We start from the raw sequence: 25,727 nt of genomic DNA, 5'->3' as shown, positions 1-25,727 counted from the left end.
TTATGCCAACAACTCTCCGGGGATGATTTCCAAAATATCCTTTAATTCCTCCGGAGCATCTGCCGGAGCCGTACCCGCAGTGGCTGCTATATCAGCCGAGAAATCTCTTTTTACAAAAGGTTCTTCATCGGAAATAGAGGCCGATTTATTTTCGTCGGCCGCAGGCATTTGTTTGGTTTGGGCGGCAGAGGAGGGTTTGTCTTCCTGTGGCGTGCCGGACGAAATTTTAAATTTAATGGTGCGTCCGCTTATTTTTTTAGCGGCAGTTTCCAAATCACCCAATTTATTTTGGGCGGGAATTTGGTAAAACTCTTTGCCGGGCGGAAAGCACAGCGTCCACTCGTCTTTGCCAAACTGTACCATACTGTTTAACATTACATCATATACAAACGGACTCTTTTTAAACTGCAAGAGCATTTTATCCCAAATTTGGCGGTCTGTTAACGCGCCGGAAGATACCGGAGCGGCTTCTTCCGCCACCTCGTCATCGGCGATAATATCATCCACCACGGGGCGCGGAGAAGGTTTTATAACCGGGGCGGGCCGTGGAGCCGGATGGACAACATCAGCGGGCGATACGCGCGGAGCGACGGCGGGTTTGGGCATTGGCCGGGTTGCCGGAAGCGGGGCGCGGTGCGCCGGTGCAGCCGTCTGCGTGGGCATAGTGCCCGCCGGGAGACCCTTTTCCAAGGCTTCCAAACGGCGGATAAAATTATCCAAATCTAAACAACTGTCCATTACTGTAAACAAGCCGACTTCTGCGCTGATTAAAGTATTATCGGAAAATTTTACTTCTTCGGTGATTTTGTTTACCTTGCGGGAAAGTTGCGCCAAAAAACCGGGGGAAACCTGTTCGGTAATTTGTTTGGCTCCGTCAAAGGGTTCTCCTCCTTGGCCCAAGGTAAAATAGAACAAATCCCCCAAGGCGTTTTTTAAATCTTTTAGAAAAGAATTTGCATCAAACCCTTCGTTTTTTAAAGTTTCAAAGGCTTGGTGCAGGGCCGCATTATCCTTTTGCACGAGCGCGGTAACGGTTTTTTTGATTAATTCATCCGGAGTGAGACCTAACATCTCGCCGACTAATTTTTCGTCAATGCGGTTGCCAGAGTAGGCAATCGCGCGGTCCATTAAGGTAAGTGCGTCGCGCATTGCGCCGCCTGCATTTTTGGCGATAATTTTGGCCGCACCCGGGGTTAAATCTATACTTTCCGCTTCGGCCAGGTCCAACAGGTGCGTGCTGATTTCGTCCACCGTTATCGGGCGGAAGCGAAATGTTTGGCAACGGCTGACAATGGTGGCGGGCACCTTGTGTTTTTCCGTTGTCGCCAAGATAAAGACAACGTGGGCCGGGGGTTCCTCAATCGTTTTTAAAAGAGCATTAAAGGAACTGGCTGAAAGCATATGGACTTCATCCAAGATAAAAACTTTATAGCGGTCGCGAGACGAAGCCAACGCAACGGTATCAATAATGGCTTCGCGCACCTTTTCCACCTGCGTATTGCTGGCGGCGTCTAATTCCAGAACGTCTAAATCGGCGCTTTGGGCAATTTCACGGCATTGGGGGCATTCTCCGCACGGTTCGGCGGTTGGTTTATCCTCGGCGTGTCCGGTGCAGTTTAGGGCCTTTGCCAAAATACGCGCGGTGGTGGTTTTTCCGCACCCGCGCGGTCCGTAAAACAAATAGGCGTGGCCGATACGTCCCAATTTTAAAGCATTTTGAAGCGTTTTGGAAATGCTTTCCTGCCCGACCATATCTTCAAACTTTTGGGGGCGGTATTTATTAGCCAAACTTATATATTGATGATTTTCGTCAAACATTTCCATAATTAACCTCTAAATTTTTTATTGGCGCGGCGTACCGCGTGGGAATAATCTAAACTGATTTTTCCGGGACCTAAGAGTGCGCTGGGCAGTAATGCGGCTGCCAGCAAAATAAGTAACGCCACATACAGTTTATTAAAATCGGATGCAAAAAATACGGCTGCTAATCCCGCTGTGGACAATACGGCCAGCCCCGCTGCCGGGCGCGTAAACCACCCTAACATTAAAAGCAAACTCAAAAACAGTTCGGCTACCACCAAGGCCAGCCCCGCCGGAACAGGCAGAGGAAGGCCCATTGCGGTAGCGTTATACAAAAATTCGCGGTAGAATAGTAAGCACCCTATGGTAATATACAAGAGTGTCAACCCGGACAAAAGCCGGGTTAAAAAAAGTGTCAGCGAAAACATTTTTTCGTCTATATTACAATGTAAATCAAGTTTAGGCACGGCTACCTCCGGCTAGAATTTTATTTCGGCAGACATTGAAAAGTATGTCTTGCGATTGGCTTCCCGTCTCGGTTCAAACACTTCCACCCCGCCGGAAACCGACATTCCCCACAGGACAATATGCACCCCGGCACTGACGGCGGCTGCACTATCGCTGAGTTCTGCGTAGCGGTAGCGCACCAAAGCCGCATACGGCGTAATAAAATTAGTCCGGTAGCGTACCGATATGCCTGCGGCCTCTTTGACAAACCCTTGTACCACAGCCGTCATAAACGGGATATCCGCCCAACTAAACGTAACATTGGTTGGTTGGGAACTACTATATTTTATCACTTTATGCCAGGCGGCTTGCAGTTTCCAGTTGCCTACGTCGGCAGATGTTAAAGCGTGTACGCCCGTTTCTATCTGCGAAAATGCCCCGCCGGCTAAATCGTTACCCATTTTATCCACATAAGTACGGTAACGTGCCTGATAAAAACGCGCCGAAAGGCGCGGATTCGTAAGTTGTTCCCAGCGGTAGAACGGAAACCACGTTCCGCCCAAGCCATAGCCGGCGGCCTGATAGCCCACCGCTTGCGGCTGCCAAAAACCGTCTGCTGTCAGTCGCCAAGTATCGTTTAGTTCGTAGGACACCCCCAAGGCGTAGCGGGAAGTGGAGCCTGCTTCGTCAATTTCTTTGTCGGACATACGGTAATATCCGTATTCGGGTGATAGGATAAATCCGTTGTCCAGGTTCCAATCATAAGTGCCGCGCATGGCGGCATAACCACGCTCTCCGTTTACGCTGGAAAAATTTATCTGCCCGTAGCATAACGCACACGGGCAGATAAGTAAACATAAACAAATAAACGCGGTTTTTACGCGCATTGGCTTATTTGGATTTCTTCGCTTTGGCCTTCGCAACTTTGGCGTCTTCGTCCTGTAAGAACTTGACATAGTTGGAGGCTTTGCGTTTCTTCCAAGCGCCTTTGTGGTAACCGTAACCGATGATGAGCGGAATCAAGGTCGTGCATTCACCGTACACCATCTGTTCCAAGGCGGTGGAAACTTTACCCCAAGAGGAAGCCTCTTTTAAGGTAGAGCCGGAAAGAGCCCCGTCGCGCACATCAGCCACCGTGATTTGTACGGCATATTTGTGCATCGGAGAATCCGCACCCAAAATTTCAGCAGCCACTACGGTGTCCTGCGCAAAGTTTTTCGGTACACCGCCGGACCACATCATAAGGCCCGTTTCTTTGGCTTTGATTTTGATTTTGGTCAGTTCCAAAAAGTCTTTGGCACTGTCAATAGAAACGTGGGCTTCGGGGTGTTGGGTCTGGTGCGCTACAAAGCCGAAACCGGCAGAGCAGTCCGAGAAAGCAGGCACAAACACCGGCACGCCGTATTTGTAAGCGTTATAGACGATAGAATCTTTCCCTTTGCCTTTGCTTTCCAGCCATTTACCCATTTCCCAAATAAATTCGCGGGAAGAGTAAGGGCGGGGTTCCAAAGTGTTGCAAATTTTGTGGATGGTTTCGTCGCATTCTTTCAACTGGTCTTCATCAATGTATGTGTCGTAGATGCGGTCAATATGCAAATCGCGCAGCAAATTGTCGTCTTGATTATAGGGAGTACCAATGTAGTGTTTGTAGCCCAAGGCTTCAAAAAAGTCCTGGTCCACGATGTTTGCGCCGTTGGAAACAATCGCGTCAACCATATTGTTTTGAATCATATCCACCACAACTTTCTTCATACCCGCGGAAACAAGCGACCCCGCAATGCACAAAATGACGGAGCATTTTTTGTCGGAGAGCATCATATTGTAGATTTTGCTCGCTCTGGCCACTTCGCGAGAAGCGTAGGCCATATTTCCAAAGGCTTCCATCAAGGGAACCACATTGTATTTTTTGAGGTCAATGTGTTTGATGGTGTCTTTGAGAAAGTCTTTCTTGGTTAGTTTTGCCATTTCTTTTTACACCTCTGCTGGATTTATTTACTTCTATTTAGTAAATTATAGTAAATATATTTAAATTTTCATAGGAAAATCGTATAAAAAATACAGGGCCGGTAAAAGAGGCCCGAGGAGCGTAAAAATGTATCCCGATTTAAAACAAACAGACCCCGCCGTTTATGATGCGGTAACCCACGAATTAAACCGCCAGCGCGAAAAGTTGGAACTGATTGCTTCCGAAAATTTTACGTCGTTGGCTGTAATGCAGGCGCAAGGCTCTGTTCTTACTAACAAATATGCCGAGGGCTATCCTGCCAAACGCTATTACGGCGGATGTGAATTTGTGGATGTGGTGGAGCAACTGGCGATTGACCGCGCCAAGCAACTTTTCGGCGCCGAACACGCCAACGTCCAGCCGCACTCCGGCGCGCAGGCCAATATGGCTGTATATTTTGCATTATTAAAACCCGGCGATACCGTGTTAGGTTTAAACCTTTCCCACGGCGGACATTTAACGCACGGGCATCCGCTTAACTTTTCGGGCAAGTTATATAACATTATTGCAATGAACGTGCGTAAAGATACCGAAGAAATTGATTATGATGAAGCCGCCCGCTTGGCTTTGGAACACAAGCCTAAACTCATTATGGCGGGAGCCTCCAACTATTCCCGCGTGTTTGATTGGAAACGCTTGCGCGAAATTGCCGATTCCTGCGGGGCATATTTGGCGTGCGACGTGGCCCATTATGCGGGCCTGATTGCCGCCGGAGAATACCCGAATCCTGTGCCATATGCCGACGTAGTAACTACCACCACACACAAAACGTTGCGCGGTCCGCGCGGCGGGATGATTTTATGTAAAGCCGCTTTGGCCAAAGCCATTAACTCCGCTGTGTTCCCCGGGGTGCAAGGCGGGCCGTTAATGCACGTTATTGCGGGCAAGGCCGTTTGTTTTGGGGAAGCCTTAAAACCTGAATTTAAAGCCTACCAACATCAAGTAAAATTAAATGCTGCTGAACTCGCCAGACAATTAATGGCGCGTGGCTACCGTTTGGTGGCCGGGGGAACGGACAGCCACGTTATGTGTATTGATTTGCGCTCTAAGGGATTAACGGGGAAAGCCGCCGAAGCCGCCCTGGATAAAGCGGGCATTACGGCGAACAAAAATACGATTCCCTTTGACCCCGAAAAGCCGTTTGTTACCAGCGGGCTTCGCTTAGGAACTCCCGCTATCACAACGCGCGGTATGAAGGAAGCGGATATGGCGCAGGTGGCCGACTTTATTGACGGGGCTATTTCGCACCACGAGGACGACTCTTATTTGGCGGAAGTGGCCGGACAAGTAAAAAAATTCTTGGAGAAATTTCCGCTTTATCCGTCGCTTGCGTAACTTTACTTAGTGCCCCGGCCGGTTATCCGTCCGGGGTATTTTTTAGGGCCCAGAAAAAATTGGGCCTTATCGTATCTTTTTTCTAGGTCTAATGGCCCTGTTTATTTGGCGGACAAACGGGTAAATTAATACTATAAGGTGTTTTCTTTTGTAAGGAGTGTTTATGAAAAAACGATTTTTATTTCTTTCCTGTTTGGTCGTTTTATTTGCACAGCCGTCTTTTGCCCAATCGGCCTTGGTAAAGGGGGGCGCCAAAGCCACCGGGAAAGGCTTTCTTCAAAAGACCGTTTCGCGTCTTTATCCCCGTATCCGTGTGCCTAAGGTCCCCACGGTGGCTCCGCAAATTACATTGCCTACGGCCACTCCGCAAGTAGCGGTGCAGATATCCAAGCAGATTGTGGCCGCTTCCAAAATTCAGTCCTCTTTTTTAAAGGCACCCGCTCTGCAACCCTTTGAGCAAAACACGCCGCATTTTTTATTTACCGTATCGGCCGCAAGTAAAGGAAACGGCTTTCAAGCGGGTGGATTTGTCTTTGCCGAGGAAAACAACGGCAAAACCGTTTTGTGGGGTGTGGCTCCGTTGGAATATGTGCAACATATGGGCCAAAATGTAGAAGTATCCTTTTATGTGGCGGGTAAGAAATTTACCTATCCGGCCGAAGTTGTTTTAACGGGCCGCACGGAAGGCATTAATGCCGCGCTTATCCGCTTGCCCGACCAAGTTTTGGAAGTGGCACGCCCTGTCATTTGGGCCAAAGAATACCCGCAAAAAGGGGCTAATCTTTTTACTTACGGATACAATAACGGCCGCTACCAAAAGGCCCAGCGCCGCGTTATTACCGCCCATACGGAGCGCATTGTAGAGTCCTTGCCGCCCGCCGAAGCGGAAGGAACCTTAACCAATGCCGGCGGACTGGTGGTAAACGAAAAGGGGGAAGCCGTGGGATTATCGCTTGGCACCTCGCATCCTTTGGCTGATCGGGCCGAGTGGTACTGGAACCGCCGCTCCAATAAAGATTTACCAAAAACGCAGGACCTGTCCGCTATCGGCGAAATTTTACCTTTTGCCCGCGTGCAAGATTTATTGCGCGAATACCGCAATCCCGGTTCCGCACAACGCGTCGTCTTATTTGGGGGCATTTGGGTAGGCAAACTGCCCATTACCGAAACGGTTAAAAGTGTAACTGCGTATTACGAGAACGGCTTTGAACAAACCATTGATAAAAACCCGTTTTTAAAGATAGGGTCTATGGATGTTCCGTTTGAATATGAGGGGTTAAAAAAGGGTAAAATAGTTATCAGCCGGAAGGACGGCTCCACCTACGCCTATTGGGTGGATGTGGAAAAGCGTATCGTTACCCGGGAAGAAACGATTCGCTGATGAGTTGGTAATAGGGGAAAAATAATGTCCAATAAGGGGTTGGCCTTAGCGTTTCTTTGTGCTTTTTTTGTGGCGGCACCCGCTTCGGCGCAAAGTAAATTACCGGGCTTTTTTAAAGATTTAAAAATCACGCAGGCCTTGCGTGCCCGTTGGTTTAACAAAGTAAAATTTCAATTAAATAACCGCTTGATTACCGTGGCGGCGCGTTCGCACTCGTCCAATATACTGGCGGCCAGATTAACGGCCCCGCTGATACAAAATACTCCGGTTCTGCCCGCCAAACCGCGCCCGTTATCACCGGCACCCCATTTTGTCCGTCAGGCCGTTTTTACCTTGCAGCATTCCCCCCAAACGCACGGAAAGGGCTCCGCCTTTGCTATAAGAATAAACGGGCAAGTGTGGGGGGTTACCGCCAAGCATATTTTAAATGATATCGGGCGGGAGCCGTATGTTGAATTGTTTGACGAAAACGGAAAACCCTTTTATACGCAAATTTTCACGGTGCGGGAAGGCCATTTGCGCGGGGCAGATATTGCTATTTTTAAAATTCCGCCGCAACTTAACAACTATATTGTGCCGTTGGAGGCGGACGAAAAATTGCCGTCGCCCGCGCATGCGGTACAATCGGCGGGGTTTTCACGCGGCAATTTTGCCTGGTTTAATAAGGTGGATGTTTTGTTTTCCAGTCCGCACCGTATTTTGGCGCGCTATCAGGATTTTCCTGTTTTAAACGGTTATTGCGGCTCGCCTTTGCTTGTCAACGGGAAAGCCGTCGGTGTGTTTGTGGGTATTGTGGGCAACACCAATACGCAAAGCGCCGAGTGGCGCAAGTTGTTGGACAACAAGCCCATTAACGATTTTAACCAAATTGTGCCTATACAATGGGTACGCCGCTTGGTGGAGCAGGTTAATCATCCGCAGCAAGCCACGGGCACTTTAATCCGCATATTGGGTCGCCCGATTACACACCTAACACCCGATGACGCTGTGATAAAAATTCAGCAATTTAGAAAGGGCCGCCTTTACAAACAGATTTCCGCTTATCCGTTTATGGATTACCTGCATTTGGAACGGTTTTTTGATGTTGAGGCACACGACAAAATCCGTGTGATTATCCACAAGGGGAGCAACGCCGGGGCGCGCCCTGCGGAGCGTTGGTACGATTTGGACCTTTCCACAGGCACCCTGACGGGTCCTGCGGACGGCAACTCCCTGCGCTGACTAACGATTAATGGAGCAACACTATTTTTGCAATACTGCGGACAAACGAAACGGCAACAATAAAAAATACATTGTTTAGTCGTCATCCCCGAGGAATTGGCGGCCCGCAGGGTTCGGGGATCTGTTGTTATTAAATGCGGGAGGACGGCAAAAATTTAGCCCCCGGTTTTGCCGGGGACTGGTTAATTACTACTGGTTTAAAAGTTCTCGCGCGGATAAATTTCCGCCTGCCGAGGCTTTTCCCAGCCAGAGGCGTCCTTCCTTTTTATCCTTCGCCACGCCTAGCCCTTTCCAATAAATTTGCCCCAACACATATTGCGCGGCAGTATCATTTTGATTGGCGGCTTTCTTAAAAAATTCAATCGCCAAGGATACAGAACGCTCGGTTCCTTGCCCTTGCATCAGCATAAAACCCGTCATATATTGCGCTTGGGCTAATCCACCCTCTGCGGCATTGGAAAACCAAGCAAAGGCATCTTGGTAATTGGGCGGATTTGCCTTGTAGGCACGCTCTCCCAAGGCATACTGGGCGGCCGGAAATTTGGCTTGTGCCGCTGCGCCCAGCAGTTCTAATGCTTTATTTTCGTCCGGGGAGGTTCCCTCTCCCTTTTGGTACATTTCTGCCAGTTCAAGGGCTGCCGCAGGCAACTGCCCCTCTTGCCAAGCCAAGGTTAAATATTTCAAGGCTTCTTCGTCATTTTTAGTAACGGGATAACCCATATGATACCCTTCCCCGGCGGAGAGTTGCGCTTGGCTGTCGCCTTGTGCGGCTAACAATAAGGTGGCGGAAAAACGGTTCACTACATCATAAAAATCCGGGTCTGCTTCCCGCAAGGAGCGTAAGGCTTGCTGGGCCGGCTGGCTTCCCATAGCAGAGGCTTTTAAATTCCACAAAATAGCATCTCCTTTGTTGGCGGAAAGGCCTCCTAATCCCTCGTTATAAAAGCGCGCCAGTTCCGTTTGGGCGGACACATTACCCGCTTGCGCGGCCAGTTGCAAATAGGGCAGGGCTTCCTCGTAATCTTGCTTTACCAAAGTACCTTGGATATATAACTGGGCGAGTTTCCAATCGGCCGAAGCATCGCCTTGCGCGGCGGCTTTTCTGTACCACTCGGCGGCTTGTGCGCCGCTAGGCTCTACCCCAAGGCCTTGCGCATAAAAATCTCCTATTTTCACAGCCGCAGACACATCACCGGCTTGGGCTTGGGTTAAGGTTTTGGCAAAATTGCGTTGTTGCGGTGTTTTGTAAAACGCGTACGCATACACACCCGCGATGACCGCGAGCACCAGCATAATTTTTAAAAATGTCTTCATAAAACTCCCGGGAAATGCTTTTTATATCTCTTTTTATTATACCTGTTTTGAGGTTTGTCCTAACGTGCAAACTTATATGCGTTCATATTTACAAGGCCGTCCTGAATTTAATAGTCCGAAGAGTGCAGTTATCCTGGAAAGTCGGCCGGCGCGGAGTGTTCCAGCATCTGTTGTTATAAAAAAAGGAAAACAACGGATACTGGACAGAAACCTTCCAGTATGACCTTTTTTTATAAACGACCAACGACCCCAGTAGTAGGTCCTGAAACCTATCAATAGACCCCGTACAGAAACACTACGGGGTGGCGCCTAGCGGTAAGGGCGGCAGTTCAGAATGACCCCAATTTTTATGACGGCCTTTGTTTTATTTATGGGTGTTGTTTTGTTGCTTGCAACATTGCCAAAACAGTGTGGCTACACCAGTCAAAAGAGGGGGGAAAGGTAAGCCGTCCGCAGGACTTATTTTAAAGGGGTTGTTCCGTTTTTTTTTTTTGTTAAAATTTTGATAATTCGCTGTGGATATACCCGGATGTATCTGCCGTATAAAAATGTGTATAAAAGGCTGTTTTGCTCAAATATAAAGGCCTTAATAAGGAGAGAAAATGAAAGGGTTTAACAGAATTTGGCGTTTGTTGTCGTCATCCCCGAAGGTTTCTGTCGGGGATCCGTTGTTATTAAAAAAGGAAAACGACAGATTCCCGAACCCTGCGGGCCGCCAGTTCCTCGGGAATGACGACTTTATGAAAAAAGAAGGTCATCCTGAACTTGTTTCAGGATCTACATCTTGGGTTGTGAACCGTGGATTTACCTTAATTGAACTTCTGGTTGTTGTCCTCATTATCGGTATTTTGGCGGGGGTAGCATTGCCGCAATACCAAAAGGCCGTGGCAAAGGCGCGCTATACGCAAATGATTACGGCGGGGAAATCACTCAAAGACGCAATGGAATTATATTATATGGCAAACGGGGATTACCCCGTATTTTGGAGTGATTTAGATATTACTTACCCCGGATGTAGTGAGGGTACGGGGCGGTATATGCTTTGGTGTGATAAATTTGCGGTGGATATGTTTGCGGGAAGCGATAAGAACCTTCTTTTTTGGGATACTTATGGAATTGAAAATGGGGGCAGAGAACAATCTACGGCTGAAATTTTTTCTAAAAGCCAAGCCACTTATACCGTTTGGTTAGACCAATCAGCCAATCCCGGCAAAACCTCTTGCAATAGCAGAATTACGGGCCTTTGCCAAAGTATGGGTTTTTGATTGAATCTATATAAAAAGCACCCCGGGTTGTAAAAGCCCGGGGTGTTTTTTAAAAGCGTTTATTATTTCGCTTCTTCTTTTTGATCGTCCAAAGCGCAGGGCACTTTGGGGCTGGCGGCGACTAAGTCTTTAATCGGCTTAATGACTTGGGCTTGTTTTTTCATTGTGCAGGGGCCGCCAATACATCCCCCTTTGCAACTCATTACTTCCAACAGTTGGAAATCGCCCGCGCCTTTGGCAAATGCGTTAAGCATTAACATTGCCTTTTTGTCCAAGCCGTTAATGGCCATTTTCTTAAAGGGACGTTTGCCCGCAATCGCGTTTTCTACTGCTTGGGCCACGCCACCGGTTACGCCATAGTAACGGGCCTCGCCGGAGATAGACGGGTCAAGCGGCATTTCTTCACACTCGGCCGGGTTAATACCTTTGGCTTCCAGCATAGCGCCCAATTCTTCGTATGTCATTACATAATCAATATTGGGGTCGTCCATCCCTTCCACACGTTTGGATACGCACGGACCGACAAAAACGGTAATAAAACCGTTTTTCTTTTCAATATCGGCGGTGTAAGAAGCCGGGGTCTTGGTGTGGGAAACAAAATCTTTCAAAGCCGGCAAATGCTTTTTGACGGCTTGTACCCACGCCGCACAACAGGAGGTGGTCATAAAGCGCGCACCGTTTTCCAAGCGTTCTACGAGTTCGCGCGCCTCGTTGGCGGTGGTAATGTCCGCGCCCAGGGCCACTTCGGTTACTTTGTCAAAGCCCGCCTTTTTGATAGCGGTCATCAACTGCGGTAAGGTACAGTCAAACTGGCCGACAATAGACGGCGCAATCATAGCGCATACTTTGTGGGTGCTCTTTAATTGGCTCAAAATATCAATTAATTGGCTGCGCTCCATAATGGCGCCAAAGGGACACGCATCCATACAGTGCCCGCAGGAAATGCACTTGTCAAAATCAATTTCGGCAAAACCGTTTTCGCCTTTGTGGATGGCGTTTACCGGGCAGGATTGTTCGCACGGAACAGGTACATAGGTAATAGCGTTGTAGGGGCAGACGGCCTTGCATTGTCCGCAATTTTTGCATTTATCCGGATCAATATGGGAGCGTCCGTCGGCAAACGAAATAGCGCCGAACTTGCAAGCCTGTTGGCACGGGCGCGCCAAGCAGCCTTGGCAGGCTTCGGTTACCAGGTGGCGTGCTTTTACGCAACCTTTACAGGCAATATCCATTACGGTCAGCGGTGTTTCCGGCACGGCCTTGCGCAAGAGGGCTTCTTTGGCATATTCGTTAAGCGACGTGGCTTCGTCGTCTTGTTCTACGCTTCCGCCCAACGCGGCTAACGTGCGGGCGCGAAAGACGGCCCGTTCTTTGTAAATGCAGCAGCGCACCGTAGATTTGGAATCTTTCGGCAGCACTTCAAAGGGAATAGCATACGCTTTGGTTTCAAGCGTACCTTTATCAAACGCGGCAACCACTTTTTTAAGGGCTTCGCGTTTAAAATACACGGCTTTATTGTCAGAGATATTCATAATTCTTATATTTTACCATATTTGTATTGGGCTTTTAGGCTTCTAGGCGGGCGAACAGTATATTATGGTCCGACCCGCGTGTAACGCGTACGCCGGCGGCTTTTACACGCAAGCCCCGCACGAACAGATAATCTACCGGACGGCCCAAACAATGGGTGCGGGTGTCCGGCTCAAATGGTACTTCGGTGAGTCCTGCCGCGCGGGCCATTTGGTGCAAAAGTCTGCGGCGTTTGAGACTCCACGCATTGAAATCTCCGCCCAAAAGTACGGGGCCGCTATAATTTAGCAATAGTTCGGCGGCACGTTTTAAATTGGTGTCAAAAGATTTTAAACCCCTGAAATTAATGGCGTGGATGTTGATAACAAGCAAGGTTCGTTCCCCGTCCAAAGGAATAAGGGTGGCCAGCATCATTTTAGGCACGCGCAAAAAAGGTTCTCTCTCTCCTGCTTTAAAAGAAATTTTAAGCGGGCGCGCCACGCATCCCGTCGCCACTCCTGTGGGGCTGTTGTGGCGGGATAAGAAACTGACGGCCCCGCTCCAATGATAGGGCGTTTGCTCCATTATTTCAAGCACTTGGGGGGAACGGCGCACCTCTTGCGCTAAAAATAAATCCGCGGCGGCTGCTGCTTTTTTAAATTCTTCACTCCACGGTTTTTGCTTGCTCTTTTGCCAGTTCCAAATGCACACGGTAAAGCATTTGGGGAGTGTGCTTGCGGTGGGGCGGCCGTGTTGCAGCAGAATTTTATCGGCTTGGGGTTGTTTGTAGAACATATTAATAATAGGGGGTTAATAATTTAAACGCATTGTTGCGCAAGGTGCGCCAAAAGGGCGGTTTTTCTTTTTCCCATTTTTCAAGAAATGCTCCCTCTTTTTTGCGGGCGATTATTTGGGCCAACTGTCCGGCCAGTTGCTTATCGGTGCATTCCATATTGCACTCAAAATTTAATTTAAAACTGCGTACGTCCCAGTTAGCCGAACCGACAAAAATCCAGGCTTTGTCCACCAGTACAATTTTGCTATGGTCAAACGGCGGGCGGGTGCGGTAGATTTTTACACCCTTTTTAAGTAATTTGGCAAAGTTTGCGCGCATAGCGTAATCCATACCGAAAATATTGCTTTTGGAAGGCAAAATAATTTCTACGCGGACACCCCGCATAGCAGTTACTTCCAAGGCGGACAAAATATTGCTCTCCGGCAGGAAATAAGGGGTAACAATGCTTACGCTGTGCTGTGCGCAAGACAGCGCGCCCAAAATCAGTTGTTCCAGTTTGCCATAATCGCTGTCCGGCCCGTCAGGAATAATGCGTGCGGGCATATGTCCGGGCAGCCTTTTGGAGTAGTTAAAGGAAATGGGTGTAAAATGGTCCTTGCCCGCAAAGAGCCAGTCCTCTTCAAACACGCGCGACATTTGGTCCACCACCGGGCCGGAAACTTTAAAGGTAATGTCCTGTATAGGTTCCTTGGGGTTTGTTTTAACGAGGTTCCCTGCGGCAATATTCATCCCGCCGAAAACGGCAGTCTCTCCGTCCACGATTAAAATTTTACGGTGATTGCGTAAATTAACAAAAGGCAAATTAATGGGGCTTTTAGACGGTAAAAAAACGGCAAAATCAAGCCCCTTTATTTTGCGCAGGGCGGCATCAATCGTAGGCTTGGAATAGTTCAGCCCCACTCCGTCCACCAATACTTTTACTTTGGCGCCGTTTTTAACGGCTTGTTTTAAAGCGGGGATAAAAAGTTGTCCGGCGCGGTCGTTATCAAAGATATAACTTTGCAGTAATACTTCTTGTTTGGCCCCTGCAATCAGGCGGCACATTTCCGGATAGGCTTCATCCCCGTTTACCAAGGCTTCTGCCCGGTTACCGAAAGAAAAAAGTTGCGGGTGAACTTTGTACCCTAACCGCAAAAGTTGCAAAAAGGGGAGCGGAATTTCTTTGCGGATTTCTTGCTCGGTTTTCCCTGTTATGGCCATTAGGTTTGGGCCTTTGTTGCGCAGAGACAAAGCCTTGCGGCGGATGCGGTTAATGCCAAACAGGACATACATAATGCTACCCAACAGCGGAGCCAACCACACCAAGCCAATCCAACCGATAGAACTTTTTACGTCGTCCTTGTAGCGCAAAATATGCCCCGTTACAAAAATTTGCAAGAGGATATATAAGGCACCGGCAATACTAAAAGATGAAAGAGATACTGTATCCATATTTCTATTATAGGAAATCTGTTCACACACGCAACAAAAAGCCCGCCACGGGGCGGGCCTTAAAAGGGTTAGTTAAGCGGCGTTCCTGCCGGAATCTTGCTCGGTGTAAGCGCGGGCAGCGGCGTTGCGTTTACGGCGCGGGGCATATAGGCTTGGTCGGTTACCGTTCCGCCGGAGACAAGGGCTTTGCGTGTGGGGCGCTGTTGCTTTTGGCGGGTTTGTTGCCCGGCCTGTTCCCGTGCGGTTTGGGCCTCTTTTTCTTGTTTGGCAAGGGCTTTATTGGCTTGGGAGAGTTTAGTAGTGTACTCCGTAAAGGCTTTTTCGCCGGATAAAGTATCTTTTAAAGAATTTCCTTCAAACACAAAATAAGTAGGCACCGGCGTTGGGTGGTTTATATCTGTATATTCTAAGCGATAAACGGAATAGGTTTTATTAGTCGCTTTGTCCAGCAAATTGGTAAGTGTCGCCCGGGATTCGTATGTGCGCAAAAAGTCGCTCCGGCTGACCCCTAAATTAACACCGTATTTTAGATTGACGGCCAACACGTCGGCTATGTCGGCCGCACACGCGACAAAGGTTTGTGGATCTTGGGCTTGAAACAGAAATTTGCGGTAGTCGCCGTCGTCGCTTCCGTAACGGACATAAGCATACCTTTTTCCGTTTTGGGCGCGGATAATTCTATCGGCGGACGACACGTTTTCTACTTGGTAGAGTACATAAGTTTTATCTTTCCCGCGGAAAAGGCGCGTGAGTTGCCGGGCATTTTTGTTCCAAACGGAAATACCTTGGCGCGGCGAGGAACTCTCCCCGTGCATTTCAATCACAATTTCCGGTTCGGGTGCGGCTTGCGCGGTTGCCCCTAGTGCTAGGAAACTTAAAAAGCCTGCAATTACCCCTCTGCTCATAATATCTCCTAATCAAAAAGTCCGGTGGTTAAATACCGTTCTCCCCCGTCTGGCAACAAGACAACAATATTTTTGTCCTTGTTTTCGGGCCGTTTGGCAAGTTCCAAGGCGGCCCATAACGCGGCCCCGCCGGATATACCGGGCAAAATGCCTTCTTTTTTGCCCAATTCGCGTGCGGTTTGACGGGCATCAGCCGTTTTGACAGGGAGGATTTCATCCAGTACACTCCTGTCCAAATTTCCCGGCACAAAGTTAGCCCCAATGCCCTGTATGCCGTGCGGCCCGGCTTTACCCGCAGACAAGAGGGGGGAGTCGGCGGGTTCCACGGCTACGATTTGGATGTGCGGGTTTTGTTTTTTTAAATAACGGCCTACCCCGCTAATCGTTCCGCCGGTGCCCACTCCGGCTACAAAAATATCTGCTTTTCCGTTTAAGGCGTGCCAAATTTCCGGTCCGGTGGTTTCCTCGTGTGCGCGGGGGTTATTGGGATTGTCAAACTGACCGGGCATAAAGGCCCCGGGCGTTTCTTGTACTATTTTTACAGCGGCTTCTACGGCCCCCTTCATTCCATCTGCCTTTGGGGTAAGAACAATTTGCGCCCCTAACGCTTTTACCAGTTTCACGCGCTCTGCGCTCATACTTTCGGGCATAGTTAAAATCATTTTGTAACCGCGTGCGGCGGCCAAAAACGCAAGTGCAATCCCCGTATTCCCGCTGGTGGGTTCTACTACGGTGCCGCCGGGGAGCAGTTTCCCTTCGTTCTCGGCTGCATTTAACATATATAAGGCGGCGCGGTCCTTTACGCTGTACGGGTTAAACATTTCCAGTTTGGCCCAAATGTGCGCGGGTGCGGTGTTAATTCTTTTCAGTTCCAGTAATGGCGTATGCCCAATGGTTTGTTCCAACTGTGTAAAATTTTTTTCGTTCATATATTTTCCCAGGGTACTTCCTTATTATAAGTGTTTGTGTAAAAATTGCCAGTACCCTCTTTTAACTAATTATATAAAAGCGTTGCCACAGGAAAAATTTTTATATAATCTTTAGAAAGACATTAACCTTATTAGATTGGGAGAAACCTTGTGAAGAAAACATACTTTTTGCCCGCGGCCGTAATGGCTTTGGGCTTGGCAACAGTTTTTGTTTCCGGTTGCAAAAAATCTACCGCCGGCGGTGCGGCCGCACCGACTATGGTTAATGCGGTAGAGGTGGTACAACAGGATTTGCCTTGGGACATTGAATACCCGGCCCAAGTGGCGGGTTCGTTGGAAATTCAAATCCGTGCGCAAGTGGGCGGTATTTTGGAAGCCCGCTTATATAACGAAGGCGAATATGTAGAAGAAGGCAAACAACTTTTTCAAATTGATGACAAACAATATAAGGTAGCGTTGGAAAAGGCCCAGGGCGCTTTGGCCCAAGCCCAGGCCGAGGAGCGCCGTACCCAGCGCACTTATGCGCGTATGAAAAAACTCCGCGCCGACAATGCCGTCAGCCAACAGGATTACGATAATGCCCTTTCCGCTTATGACACCGCCAAAGCCAATGTGCAGGTGGCGCAGGCGGGGGTAAACGATGCCCAAATTAATTTAGGTTACACCAAGGTTACGGCGCCGATTTCCGGTATTGCCGGGAAAGAAACGAAATCCGTCGGCAGTTTGATTTCCGCCGCGGGCGAATCGGGCCTTTTAACGACGATGGTGCAAATTGACCCCTTGTATGTAAACTTTTCTATGCCCAGCCGCCAGTTTGAAAAATTGGCCGCCGGTTTTATGTCCGGGCAAATTGTATTAGGCAGTGATGATAAACAACTGTTAAAGCCAGAGGAATACCGCAAATTGACTGCTTCCCAGGCCCCGGTGTATGTAGAGGCTGTTTTGCCCAACGGCAGTTTGTATTCCGAAAGGGGTAAAATTGTCTTTTTTGACAGTTCGGAAAATACCCAAACGTCCAGTTTGGCTATCAAGGCGGAGTTTGCCAATCCCAAAAAGAGCCGTGCTTTAATGCCGGGGCAATTTGTCCGCGTTCACTTAGTGGGTGCTATTTATAAAAACGCTATTTTAATTCCGTCTTCTGCCGTTCTTAACAGCGCGCAGGGCAAAATTGCCTATGTGATTGATGCCAATAATATGGTTGCGGCCCGCCCGATTCAAGCCGAATTGCAGGACGATATGTATATCGTCAGCGACGGTTTAAAGGCCGGCGAAAAAGTGGTATCGGACGGACTTATCCGCTTGCGCCCGGGTATGCAGGTTACGGCGCAAATGCAAAAATTTATGCCTGTTCAGCCTGCGCCTGCCGCCTCCCAACCGACGACGGAGGGAGATGTAGCCAAATTGGAAGCGGCAATTGAATCTGCCGAAGCACCGGACGAGCAAGCCTTACCGCAGGATGCCGCCCAAGCCAAAGAAGTACAGTCCGCCGATAACGCGCAGACGGGGAAATAATTATGTTCTCTAAATTCTTTATTAACCGTCCTATTTTTTCTACGGTTATTTCGCTGTTGATTTCCTTGGCGGGTATCGTGTCTATTACGATGCTGCCTATTGAACAATACCCCGACTTAACTCCGCCCACCGTGCAGGTGTCGGCCAGTTATCCGGGGGCCAGCCCGGAAGTAATTGCCAACACGGTGGCGGCTCCGCTGGAACAGCAGGTGAACGGGGTGGAGGATATGCTGTATATGAACTCCACTTCTTCCTCTAACGGGGATATGAAACTGACTGTTTCTTTTAAAGTCGGTACCGACCCGGACCAGGCAATGATTAACGTCAACAACCGCGTGCAGGGAGCCACGGCTACCTTGCCGGAGGACGTTCGCCGCTATGGTATTCAGGTCAATAAAAAATCTTCCGCTATTTTGCAGTTGATTGCGCTTTATTCCCCGAGCGGACGTTCTGATACTACAACGGTGGGAAACTATGCGCTTCTTAACATTGTAGATGATTTAAAACGTATTGAAGGCGTGGGCGACGCGCAGGTAATGTCCGCCAACGACTATTCTATCCGCATTTGGATTAAGCCGGATGTCCTTTCCCAGCGCGGCTTGTCTGTGAGCGATATCGCCTCTGCCGTGCAGGCGCAGAACGTACAGCGCGCGGCGGGCAAAATCGGCCAGCCTCCGCTGCCGGTAGCGGTGGACCGCTCTTATTCCATTATTGCGCCCGGCCGTTTGACCGACCCTAAACAATTTGAAGATATTATTTTGCGCGCGAATAAAGACGGTACTTCCTTGCGCTTAAAAGACGTTGCTACGGTGGAACTCGGCAGCCAGACATATGAATTTAGCGGTAACTACAACGGTAAACCGGCAGTGCCGATTGGGGTGTATCTCTCCCCGGGAGCCAACGCCGTAGCCACCGCGCAAGCCGTTGAAAAACGTATGCAGGAATTGGCCGCCAACTTCCCGCCCGATTTGGATATGGAATACAAAGTTGCTTACGATACCACCTTGTTCGTAAAAGCATCTATTAAAGAAGTAATCCATACCTTAATTGAAGCGATGATTTTGGTGTTTTTGGTGGTTTATTTGTTCTTAAAGGACTGGCGCGCCACATTGATTCCGTGTTTGGCGGTGCCGGTGTCCATTATCGGCGCGTTTGCCGGGATGAAACTTTTTGGTTTCTCCATTAATACGCTTACGCTTTTCGGCCTTGTGCTTGCTATCGGTATGGTGGTGGACGATGCTATCGTGGTAATTGAAAACGTGGAACGTATTATGGACGAGGACGACCTGCCTGTTAAGGAGGCCACCATTAAGGCTATGGACGAAGTATCCGGCCCGGTGGTGGCGATTGTACTCGTGCTGTGCTCCGTGTTTGTGCCGGTAGCATTTATGGGTGGCTTGACGGGTGTGATGTACCAGCAGTTTGCTATTACGATTGCTGTGTCCGTCGTTATTTCCGGCTTGGTCGCGCTGACCCTGACGCCTGCTTTATGTGCCCTTTTGCTTAAAAAGCAAGAAAAGCCTACGAGCGGATTTTTCTATAAGTTTGACCAATTCTTTGGCAAATTAACCAAAAAATACGGCACTTGGGTTGCCTATTTCATCCGCCGTTTATCGGTCTCTGCGGTGGTGGTTGCACTCTTCTTCTTGGCCGCGTGGGGGATGTTTAAAATCGTTCCCAGCAGTTTGTTGCCCGACGAAGACCAAGGTATGATTATGGTTTCTACGCAGTTGGACCCGGCCTCCTCGTTGGCCAGCAGCGATAAGGTCGCCGGCGAATTGGAAAAATTAATTTTGGCCCAACCCAGCGTATCTGACGAACTGACCTTTGCGGGTTTTGATATGTTAAGCAGTACAATGAAAAGCAGCGGTATTGCTTCGTTTATCAAATTAAAACCGTGGGAAGAACGCAAAACCAAGGCGTTGTCCTCTGCGGGGCTTGTAGGGGCACTTTATATGCAGGCCAAAAATACCATTCCGGGTGCGATAGTGATGCCGTTCAACCCGCCGCCCATTATGGGTATGAGCACCACGGGCGGTTTGGAAGGGTATATCCAAAACCGTGGCTCCGGCGACAGCCGGGACCTGGAAGCCCAAACCCAAAAGTTTATTGCCGCCGCACAAAAACGGCCTGAACTTTCCAGTGTCAGCACCACTTTCTCCGCAGCCGTGCCTCAGTATTCTATGACGGTGGACGAAATCAAAGCGCAGGCAATGGGTGTACCGCTTTCGTCCTTGTACGCCACTTTACAGGGCACGTTCGGTACAACGTATGTAAATGATTTTACCTATTCGGGCCGCAGTTTTAAGGTAATGATGCAGGCCGAAGGTTCATACCGCGCCCGCCCCGAACAAATTGCGGAAGTGTATGTGCGTTCCAACTCGGGTGCGATGGTGCCGCTTTCGGCGCTTATCACGCTTACTCCTTCGTTGGGTGCCGATATGGTGGAACGCTTTAACGTGTTCCCGGCGGCAAAAGTAATGGCGAATCCGGCTGCGGGTTATAGTTCCGGTGATGCTATTCGTGCTATGGAAGAAACCGCCAAAGAGGTGTTAGATTCCAACTTTACGCTCGCCTGGACGGGTACTACTTACCAGGAAACCATTTCGGGCAGTTCCTCTGCCACGGCCTTGATGCTGGGTATGTTGGTAGTGTTCCTGATTTTGGCTGCCCAATACGAAAAATGGAGTCTGCCCGTGGCTGTGTTGTTGGCGGTGCCGTTTGCTATTTTTGGTGCCTTGGCGGGCACTTGGGCGCGTGGCCTTGCCAACGATATTTACTTCCAAATTGCGTTGGTGGCCCTGGTCGGCTTGGCGGCTAAAAACGCTATTTTGATTGTGGAATTTGCCGTAATGTTAAAAGAGCAAGGGGTAGAAACCGCCAAAGCCGCGGTGCAAGCCGCCGAACTGCGTTTCCGCCCGATTGTAATGACGTCTTTGGCTTTCATTTTAGGGTGCGTGCCGTTGGCTATCAGCACAGGCGCGGGGGCGGCCAGCCGCCACTCTATCGGTACGGCTGTGGTCTTTGGTATGTTGGCCGCTACTGTTATTGCACCGTTGTTTATTCCGCTGTTCTTCTGTCTGTTTTCAGGGTGGAAGAAGGAGCCGGAACAAATCGGTGTGGTGGTGGACCACGTGGAAGAAACGAAAAAGGAGAATTTATGAACTATAAACACATAGGGGCAGTATTGGCCTCGGCCTTGCTATTGGCCGGGTGTTTAATGGGGCCTAACTACAAACAGCCGGATTTAGATTTGCCCACGGGCGAAGCGGCGGATAATTTCAGCATTTTCACCAATGCCAAATGGTGGGAAGTGTTTGAAGATTCCACTTTAAACGAGTTGGAAAACACCGCCTTGACCTACAACAAGGACTTGCAAGCGGCAGTTGCCCGCGTGGACGAAGCCCGCGCGGCGGTGGGTATTGCTACGGCGGACCAGTTGCCCAGTTTGTCTGCGGCCGGACAGTCGGGCCGCGCCGGAAATAATTTAGGCTCCGGCGAGAGCCAAAGCACGGCTAATGTGTCGGTGTCGTTTGAACTTGATTTGTGGGGCAAATACCGCCGTTTGAGCGAGGCGGCCCGCGCCCAACTGTTGGCAAGCGAAGCGGCCCGCGATACGGTCCGCTTGACCCTGACCGCCGACGTAGCCAAAAACTACTTTGCCTTGCGCACCTTGGACGAACAATTACTAATTGCCCAACGCACTTTAAAGGCGCGGCAGGAGAACGTCCGCATTTACACCAGCCGTTATAATAACGGATATAGCACCGAGGTAGATTTAAAGCGTGTGGAAGCCAATATGGCTAATGTGCAGGCCCAGGAACAGCAACTGCGCTTAAAAATAGCGCAGACGGAAACGGCCTTGTCTGTGCTTTTGGGTAAATCCCCGCGGGAAATGGTGGAAAATAATACCCCCCGCGGCAAAAGTTTGGCGGAAATTACGTTAGTTCCCAATGTGCCGGAAGGGTTACCCTCTGACCTGTTGGCCCGCCGCCCGGATGTGCGTTCAGCCGAAGGGAAATTAATTGCCGCTAATGCCAATATCGGTGCGGCTCGTGCGTCGTATTTCCCCAGTATTCCGCTGACGGCCTCCGCCGGGTACGCAAGCGGTGCGCTTAATAATTTGTTTACGGGTTCCGCCGGCATTTGGGCGATTGGCGGGCAGGTGCTTGCGCCTATTTTTGAGGGCGGCAAAATCCGCGCCCAAAACAAACAGGCCGAAGCCGCTTACCGCGAAATGTTGGCTACTTACGAAAAAACGGTACAAGGCGCGTTTAAAGAAGCATTGGATGCCTTGTCCGCCAACCGCATTAACCGCGATATTTTTGACTCGTACAAACAGCAAACCGAGGCTATGCGCCGCAGTTATGATTTGACGAAAAAGCAGGAAGATGCCGGCCTTATCGGCGTAACTGATTTGCTCAATGTAGAGGAAAATTTGCTGTCGGCTGAAATGAATTTGGCCTCTGCCCGCAACGATGAATTGGCTGCGGTGGTTAATTTGTCCAAAGCCTTGGGCGGCGGATGGAACGTAAAGGACGGTTTTGGTCCGTATGAAAATCTGGTAAAAAAACAGCAGGCCGAACTTGATAAGCAAGCAAAAGCCGAAAAATAAAATCTGTGAAGTTTTATTAAAAACTCCCCGGCGGGTATATCTGCCGGGGAGTTTTTTGCCCGAATTAACTCAAAAAATACGCAGTAAACTTTCCAAAAAGACAGGGCAAATTTGATAAACTATATATATGAAGACTCCGGCGTTGTGCCCGTTAGACGGCCGCTATGGCGGCAGATTGGGTGCGCTCAGAAGTGTAATGAGCGAAGCCGCCTTTACTGCATCCCGTGTACGCGCGGAACTGGCCTGGTTTGAGGTTTTATCCCATTTAAAATTACCGCGTTTTGCGGTCTTATCCGCCCAAGAAACAAGTTTATTAAATAATTTGTTGCCCCTGTCGGAGCAAGATTTGGAAATCATCCGCGCCTTAGAGTTTGACGGCTATGAGGATATCCCAGCCACCAAACACGATGTGAAGGCGGTGGAATACTTTTTAAAATTACGCTTAAAAAACACTCCGTTGCAGAACCGCTTGGAGTGGTTCCATTTTGCGCTTACGAGCGAAGATATCAACAGCGCGGCCTATGCTGTTTTGCTGGCAGACGGAGTGGAAAAGGCTCTTTGTCCCGCGTTGGAAAATTTACAAAAAGATTTAGCCAAATTAGCCCGTAAGGAATCGCGTTCTGTTTTACTGGCGCGCACACACGGGCAGGCCGCTGTGCCGACAACTTTCGGCAAAGAAATCCGCGTGTTTGAAGCGCGTTTAAACCGACAATTAAAGGAACTAAAAAAGCGCGAAATTTCGTTGAAATTCGGCGGGGCTGTGGGAAATTACAACGCGCATTTGGCCGCATTTCCCAAGGTGAATTGGCTTGCCGCCGCGCAACGTTTTGTAGCGGCCTTAAATAAAGGCCGTAAAATCAAGATTGTTTTAAGTCCTGTTTCTACCCAAGTGGATAACCGCGACACTTACGCGGAACTGTTTGATAATATCCGCCGGATAAATACCATTTTGCTGGGATTGTGCCAAGATATGTGGCGTTATATTTCCGCCGGGCTGGTGCGCCAAAAAACAGCGGCGGGAGAGGTTGGCTCGTCCACAATGCCGCAAAAAGTCAACCCGATTGATTTTGAAAATGCCGAAGGAAATTTACAAGTAGCAGATGCGCTGTTGGAACTTTTTTCACGCAAATTGCCTGTTTCCCGCCTGCAAAGAGATTTATCCGATTCTACCGTATTGCGCAATATGGCAGTTGCGTTTGGGTACGCGCTGACGGCTTATTTGTCTTTGTTAAAGGGGTTTTCTAAAATTTCATTTGACCGCACAGCGGCACAGGCTGAACTCGCCGCCCACCCCGAAGTTTTGGCGGAGGGTGTGCAAACTATTTTACGCGCGGCGGGCTATCCAAACCCGTACGAAACATTGCGCGATTTTACGCGCGGGCGCAAAATGACTCCCGCGTTATGGCAAGAATTTATAGAAGGGTTGGCCGTTAATGGGCCGACCAAACAGCAGTTGCGGGCGTTATCCTTAAAAAATTATCTGGGGAGCGCTGTGCAACTGGCGGAGGGAAAATATGATTGATATTGTTTGCGGCGGACAAGCCGGCGACGAAGGAAAGGGCAAAATTTCGGCTTATTTGTCTTATAAAGGAAATTACGATTACTGCGTGCGCGTAGGCGGCCCCAATGCCGGGCATACGGTCGTCAAAGACGGAAAATCTTACACGCTTAAAAATATTCCGTCCGGCTTTTTGAACCCCAAAACCAAATTGGTGTTGGGGGCCGGGGCTTACACCAAAACCGAGTGGCTCTTGGACGAAGTAAACTTTACCGGTACGAAGGACCGTTTGATTATTGACCCGTATGCCGTGTTGATTACGGATGAACAGACTGCCGCAGAAAAAAATGCAGAACACTTTATGAAACATATCGGCAGCGTGGGTACAGGATTAGGGCAGGCCGTACGCGACCGCATTGAACGCCGCAATATTAAATTTGCCAAAGATGAGCCGTTGCTAAAAGATTTTATCCAAGATGTGCCTGAACTGTTAAACGGCTGTTTGGACAAAGGCGGCGAAGTATTGTTGGAAGGAACGCAAGGGATAAAACTTTCTTTGCTCCACGGAGAATATCCGTTTGTTACGTCGCGCGATACTACGGCCAGCACCTTTTTGGGTGAAGCCGGCCTTGGCCCCAAGAGCGTAAGAGATGTATATGTGGTGTTTAAACCGTACATTACCCGCGTCGGCCCAGGCCCGTTGGACCACGAAATGACAGATGAAAAAGAGTTGGAGGTATATCATACCAAAGGGCACGAAATCGGCAGCGTCAGCAAACGCTTGCGCCGCATTGGCGCGTTTGAAAAACGCTCCGCTTCCCGCGCCATTATGATTAACAACTGTACCAAAATCGCCATTACGCATATTGATATGTTCCCCGGTAACGACCGCGTGAAAAAGTACGAGGATTTTACCACCGAAGCCAAGGCTTTTTTGGAAAGTTTAAAACAACTCTCTGCCGAAGTTTATCCGCACCCGGAAATTGCACTCATTTCCACCGGGCCGGATATGGAAGATACCTTAGTCTTGTAGTTGTTTAAAATCTCTTTGCCCCGCTTTGGCTTACTGCCTAGCGGGGTTTTTGTTTATAGGTATTTACAGGGTGTTTTGTGCAAGTTATAATAAAGCAAGGGGGGAGAAATGAAAGATATCATTTTTGATTTAGGCGGGGTGTTAATTGACTGGAATCCTCGCTACCTGTATAAAAAAATTTTTGCTTCCGCGGAAGAAATGGAGTGGTTTTTGACCTCCGTTTGCTCACCTGTCTGGAACGCCAAACAAGATGCGGGCCGTCCGTTTGCCGAAGGGATTGCTCAGGCCAAGGCGCAATATCCTAAGTATGCACCGCAAATAGATGCTTATTTCTTGCGCTGGGAGGAAATGTTAGGCGGGCCAATTAAAGGAACCGTGCAACTTTTGCGTGAATTAAAATATAAAAATTACCGGATATTTGCGCTTTCCAACTGGTCGGCGGAGACGTTTCCTATTGCCCAAAAAAAGTTTGATTTTTTAGGCCTTTTTGACGGCATTGTTTTATCAGGCGAGGAAAAAATGAACAAGCCGGAGCCGGAAATTTACAAGCGGTTACTATTCCGCTACCAGTTGCAGGCGGATAACTGTATATTTACGGACGATAACCAAGATAATGTTTCTGTCGCCCAGGCTTTGGGAATTGATGCAATTCTTTTTACCAATCCGGAACAACTGCACGTTGAACTTATTAAACGGGGAATTTTATAAAAACACCCCGGGAAAAACCGGGG

20 protein-coding genes are annotated in these 25,727 nt (G+C 49.2%); 10 read left to right on the top strand and 10 right to left on the bottom strand.

The window, feature by feature from the left end:
- Genes dnaX through ACZOTW_RS00145 form a run of 4 tightly spaced genes read right to left on the bottom strand, consistent with a single transcriptional unit; the run spans window position 1 to window position 4,212 of the window.
- Window positions 1–1,824, bottom strand: a complete 1,824-nt coding sequence (gene dnaX, locus ACZOTW_RS00160; RefSeq protein WP_483997154.1) for a DNA polymerase III subunit gamma/tau — start codon at window positions 1,822–1,824, stop codon at window positions 1–3.
- A 2-nt stretch (window positions 1,825–1,826) separates the two neighbouring features.
- Window positions 1,827–2,267 carry a DoxX family membrane protein gene (locus ACZOTW_RS00155; RefSeq protein WP_483997153.1) on the bottom strand — a complete coding sequence of 147 codons (441 nt, stop codon included), beginning with the start codon at window positions 2,265–2,267 and terminating at the stop codon, window positions 1,827–1,829.
- Between the two features lie 12 nt (window positions 2,268–2,279).
- Window positions 2,280–3,134 carry a hypothetical protein gene (locus ACZOTW_RS00150; protein ID WP_483997152.1) on the bottom strand — a complete coding sequence of 285 codons (855 nt, stop codon included), beginning with the start codon at window positions 3,132–3,134 and terminating at the stop codon, window positions 2,280–2,282.
- Between the two features lie 4 nt (window positions 3,135–3,138).
- A complete protein-coding gene (locus ACZOTW_RS00145) occupies window positions 3,139–4,212 on the bottom strand; it encodes a 1,9-bis(guanidino)-5-aza-nonane synthase (protein WP_483997151.1) in 1,074 nt (357 codons plus the stop codon).
- 127 nt (window positions 4,213–4,339) lie between these two features.
- On the opposite strand from ACZOTW_RS00145, the gene ACZOTW_RS00140 reads away from it, so the two are divergent.
- The 3 genes from ACZOTW_RS00140 to ACZOTW_RS00130 all read left to right on the top strand — a co-directional run bounded on the left by ACZOTW_RS00140 (window position 4,340) and on the right by ACZOTW_RS00130 (window position 8,189).
- Window positions 4,340–5,587 (top strand): serine hydroxymethyltransferase, encoded by a 1,248-nt coding sequence (locus tag ACZOTW_RS00140; RefSeq protein WP_483997150.1) that lies wholly within the window; start codon window positions 4,340–4,342, stop codon window positions 5,585–5,587.
- Between the two features lie 163 nt (window positions 5,588–5,750).
- On the top strand, window positions 5,751–6,968 hold the full coding sequence (locus ACZOTW_RS00135) for a hypothetical protein (RefSeq protein ID WP_483997149.1): 1,218 nt from the start codon (window positions 5,751–5,753) through the stop codon (window positions 6,966–6,968).
- A gap of 24 nt (window positions 6,969–6,992) precedes the next feature.
- Window positions 6,993–8,189 carry a S1 family serine peptidase gene (locus ACZOTW_RS00130; protein WP_483997148.1) on the top strand — a complete coding sequence of 399 codons (1,197 nt, stop codon included), beginning with the start codon at window positions 6,993–6,995 and terminating at the stop codon, window positions 8,187–8,189.
- A 189-nt stretch (window positions 8,190–8,378) separates the two neighbouring features.
- Here ACZOTW_RS00130 and ACZOTW_RS00125 read toward each other — a convergent pair whose 3' ends face one another.
- The gene (locus ACZOTW_RS00125) at window positions 8,379–9,503 is read right to left on the bottom strand and encodes an SEL1-like repeat protein (protein WP_483997147.1); all 1,125 of its coding nucleotides are present in this window, start codon (window positions 9,501–9,503) and stop codon (window positions 8,379–8,381) included.
- Window positions 9,504–10,105: 602 nt separating this feature from the next.
- Here ACZOTW_RS00125 and ACZOTW_RS00120 point away from each other — a divergent pair.
- Window positions 10,106–10,768, top strand: a complete 663-nt coding sequence (locus ACZOTW_RS00120) for a type IV pilin protein (RefSeq protein WP_483997146.1) — start codon at window positions 10,106–10,108, stop codon at window positions 10,766–10,768.
- Window positions 10,769–10,830: 62 nt separating this feature from the next.
- Here ACZOTW_RS00120 and ACZOTW_RS00115 read toward each other — a convergent pair whose 3' ends face one another.
- The 5 genes from ACZOTW_RS00115 to cysK all read right to left on the bottom strand — a co-directional run bounded on the left by ACZOTW_RS00115 (window position 10,831) and on the right by cysK (window position 16,338).
- The gene (locus ACZOTW_RS00115; protein ID WP_428046262.1) at window positions 10,831–12,300 is read right to left on the bottom strand and encodes a monomeric [FeFe] hydrogenase; all 1,470 of its coding nucleotides are present in this window, start codon (window positions 12,298–12,300) and stop codon (window positions 10,831–10,833) included.
- A 34-nt stretch (window positions 12,301–12,334) separates the two neighbouring features.
- The gene (locus ACZOTW_RS00110) at window positions 12,335–13,072 is read right to left on the bottom strand and encodes an endonuclease/exonuclease/phosphatase family protein (protein ID WP_483997145.1); all 738 of its coding nucleotides are present in this window, start codon (window positions 13,070–13,072) and stop codon (window positions 12,335–12,337) included.
- Window position 13,073: 1 nt separating this feature from the next.
- Window positions 13,074–14,504 carry a phospholipase D-like domain-containing protein gene (locus tag ACZOTW_RS00105; protein ID WP_483997144.1) on the bottom strand — a complete coding sequence of 477 codons (1,431 nt, stop codon included), beginning with the start codon at window positions 14,502–14,504 and terminating at the stop codon, window positions 13,074–13,076.
- Window positions 14,505–14,572: 68 nt separating this feature from the next.
- Window positions 14,573–15,409, bottom strand: a complete 837-nt coding sequence (locus tag ACZOTW_RS00100; protein WP_483997143.1) for a hypothetical protein — start codon at window positions 15,407–15,409, stop codon at window positions 14,573–14,575.
- 8 nt (window positions 15,410–15,417) lie between these two features.
- The gene (cysK, locus tag ACZOTW_RS00095) at window positions 15,418–16,338 is read right to left on the bottom strand and encodes a cysteine synthase A (protein WP_483997142.1); all 921 of its coding nucleotides are present in this window, start codon (window positions 16,336–16,338) and stop codon (window positions 15,418–15,420) included.
- Window positions 16,339–16,488: 150 nt separating this feature from the next.
- Between cysK and ACZOTW_RS00090 the strand changes: the two genes are divergently transcribed.
- From ACZOTW_RS00090 to ACZOTW_RS00065, 6 genes are all read left to right on the top strand, one after another.
- On the top strand, window positions 16,489–17,850 hold the full coding sequence (locus tag ACZOTW_RS00090) for an efflux RND transporter periplasmic adaptor subunit (RefSeq protein ID WP_428064110.1): 1,362 nt from the start codon (window positions 16,489–16,491) through the stop codon (window positions 17,848–17,850).
- Between the two features lie 2 nt (window positions 17,851–17,852).
- The gene (locus tag ACZOTW_RS00085) at window positions 17,853–21,014 is read left to right on the top strand and encodes an efflux RND transporter permease subunit (RefSeq protein WP_428037504.1); all 3,162 of its coding nucleotides are present in this window, start codon (window positions 17,853–17,855) and stop codon (window positions 21,012–21,014) included.
- Window positions 21,011–22,465 (top strand): efflux transporter outer membrane subunit, encoded by a 1,455-nt coding sequence (locus ACZOTW_RS00080; RefSeq protein WP_428064107.1) that lies wholly within the window; start codon window positions 21,011–21,013, stop codon window positions 22,463–22,465. Before ACZOTW_RS00085 ends, ACZOTW_RS00080 begins: the two co-directional genes overlap by 4 nt.
- Before the next feature lie 127 nt (window positions 22,466–22,592).
- The gene (gene purB / locus ACZOTW_RS00075) at window positions 22,593–23,987 is read left to right on the top strand and encodes an adenylosuccinate lyase (protein ID WP_483997141.1); all 1,395 of its coding nucleotides are present in this window, start codon (window positions 22,593–22,595) and stop codon (window positions 23,985–23,987) included.
- A complete protein-coding gene (locus ACZOTW_RS00070; RefSeq protein WP_177747482.1) occupies window positions 23,980–24,996 on the top strand; it encodes an adenylosuccinate synthetase in 1,017 nt (338 codons plus the stop codon). Before purB ends, ACZOTW_RS00070 begins: the two co-directional genes overlap by 8 nt.
- A gap of 108 nt (window positions 24,997–25,104) precedes the next feature.
- Window positions 25,105–25,704 carry an HAD family hydrolase gene (locus ACZOTW_RS00065; protein ID WP_428042331.1) on the top strand — a complete coding sequence of 200 codons (600 nt, stop codon included), beginning with the start codon at window positions 25,105–25,107 and terminating at the stop codon, window positions 25,702–25,704.
- Window positions 25,705–25,727: the final 23 nt, after the last annotated feature.

The sequence above is a fragment of the Candidatus Avelusimicrobium sp. genome (assembly GCF_056976295.1).
The sequence above is the reverse complement of the archived record's forward strand: the minus strand, read 5'-3'. Positions and strand labels throughout refer to the sequence as shown.

Bases quoted from the DNA above. Each gene is read 5' to 3' on its own strand.
- dnaX (WP_483997154.1), bottom strand. From the start codon at position 1,824: ATGGAAATGTTTGACGAAAATCATCAATATATAAGTTTGGCTAATAAA.
- ACZOTW_RS00150 (WP_483997152.1), bottom strand. From the start codon at position 3,134: ATGCGCGTAAAAACCGCGTTTATTTGTTTATGTTTACTTATCTGCCCG.
- ACZOTW_RS00145 (WP_483997151.1), bottom strand. From the start codon at position 4,212: ATGGCAAAACTAACCAAGAAAGACTTTCTCAAAGACACCATCAAACAC.
- ACZOTW_RS00140 (WP_483997150.1), top strand. From the start codon at position 4,340: ATGTATCCCGATTTAAAACAAACAGACCCCGCCGTTTATGATGCGGTA.
- ACZOTW_RS00135 (WP_483997149.1), top strand. From the start codon at position 5,751: ATGAAAAAACGATTTTTATTTCTTTCCTGTTTGGTCGTTTTATTTGCA.
- ACZOTW_RS00130 (WP_483997148.1), top strand. From the start codon at position 6,993: ATGTCCAATAAGGGGTTGGCCTTAGCGTTTCTTTGTGCTTTTTTTGTG.
- ACZOTW_RS00125 (WP_483997147.1), bottom strand. From the start codon at position 9,503: ATGAAGACATTTTTAAAAATTATGCTGGTGCTCGCGGTCATCGCGGGT.
- ACZOTW_RS00120 (WP_483997146.1), top strand. From the start codon at position 10,106: ATGAAAGGGTTTAACAGAATTTGGCGTTTGTTGTCGTCATCCCCGAAG.
- ACZOTW_RS00115 (WP_428046262.1), bottom strand. From the start codon at position 12,300: ATGAATATCTCTGACAATAAAGCCGTGTATTTTAAACGCGAAGCCCTT.
- ACZOTW_RS00110 (WP_483997145.1), bottom strand. From the start codon at position 13,072: ATGTTCTACAAACAACCCCAAGCCGATAAAATTCTGCTGCAACACGGC.
- ACZOTW_RS00105 (WP_483997144.1), bottom strand. From the start codon at position 14,504: ATGGATACAGTATCTCTTTCATCTTTTAGTATTGCCGGTGCCTTATAT.
- ACZOTW_RS00100 (WP_483997143.1), bottom strand. From the start codon at position 15,409: ATGAGCAGAGGGGTAATTGCAGGCTTTTTAAGTTTCCTAGCACTAGGG.
- cysK (WP_483997142.1), bottom strand. From the start codon at position 16,338: ATGAACGAAAAAAATTTTACACAGTTGGAACAAACCATTGGGCATACG.
- ACZOTW_RS00085 (WP_428037504.1), top strand. From the start codon at position 17,853: ATGTTCTCTAAATTCTTTATTAACCGTCCTATTTTTTCTACGGTTATT.
- ACZOTW_RS00080 (WP_428064107.1), top strand. From the start codon at position 21,011: ATGAACTATAAACACATAGGGGCAGTATTGGCCTCGGCCTTGCTATTG.
- purB (WP_483997141.1), top strand. From the start codon at position 22,593: ATGAAGACTCCGGCGTTGTGCCCGTTAGACGGCCGCTATGGCGGCAGA.
- ACZOTW_RS00070 (WP_177747482.1), top strand. From the start codon at position 23,980: ATGATTGATATTGTTTGCGGCGGACAAGCCGGCGACGAAGGAAAGGGC.
- ACZOTW_RS00065 (WP_428042331.1), top strand. From the start codon at position 25,105: ATGAAAGATATCATTTTTGATTTAGGCGGGGTGTTAATTGACTGGAAT.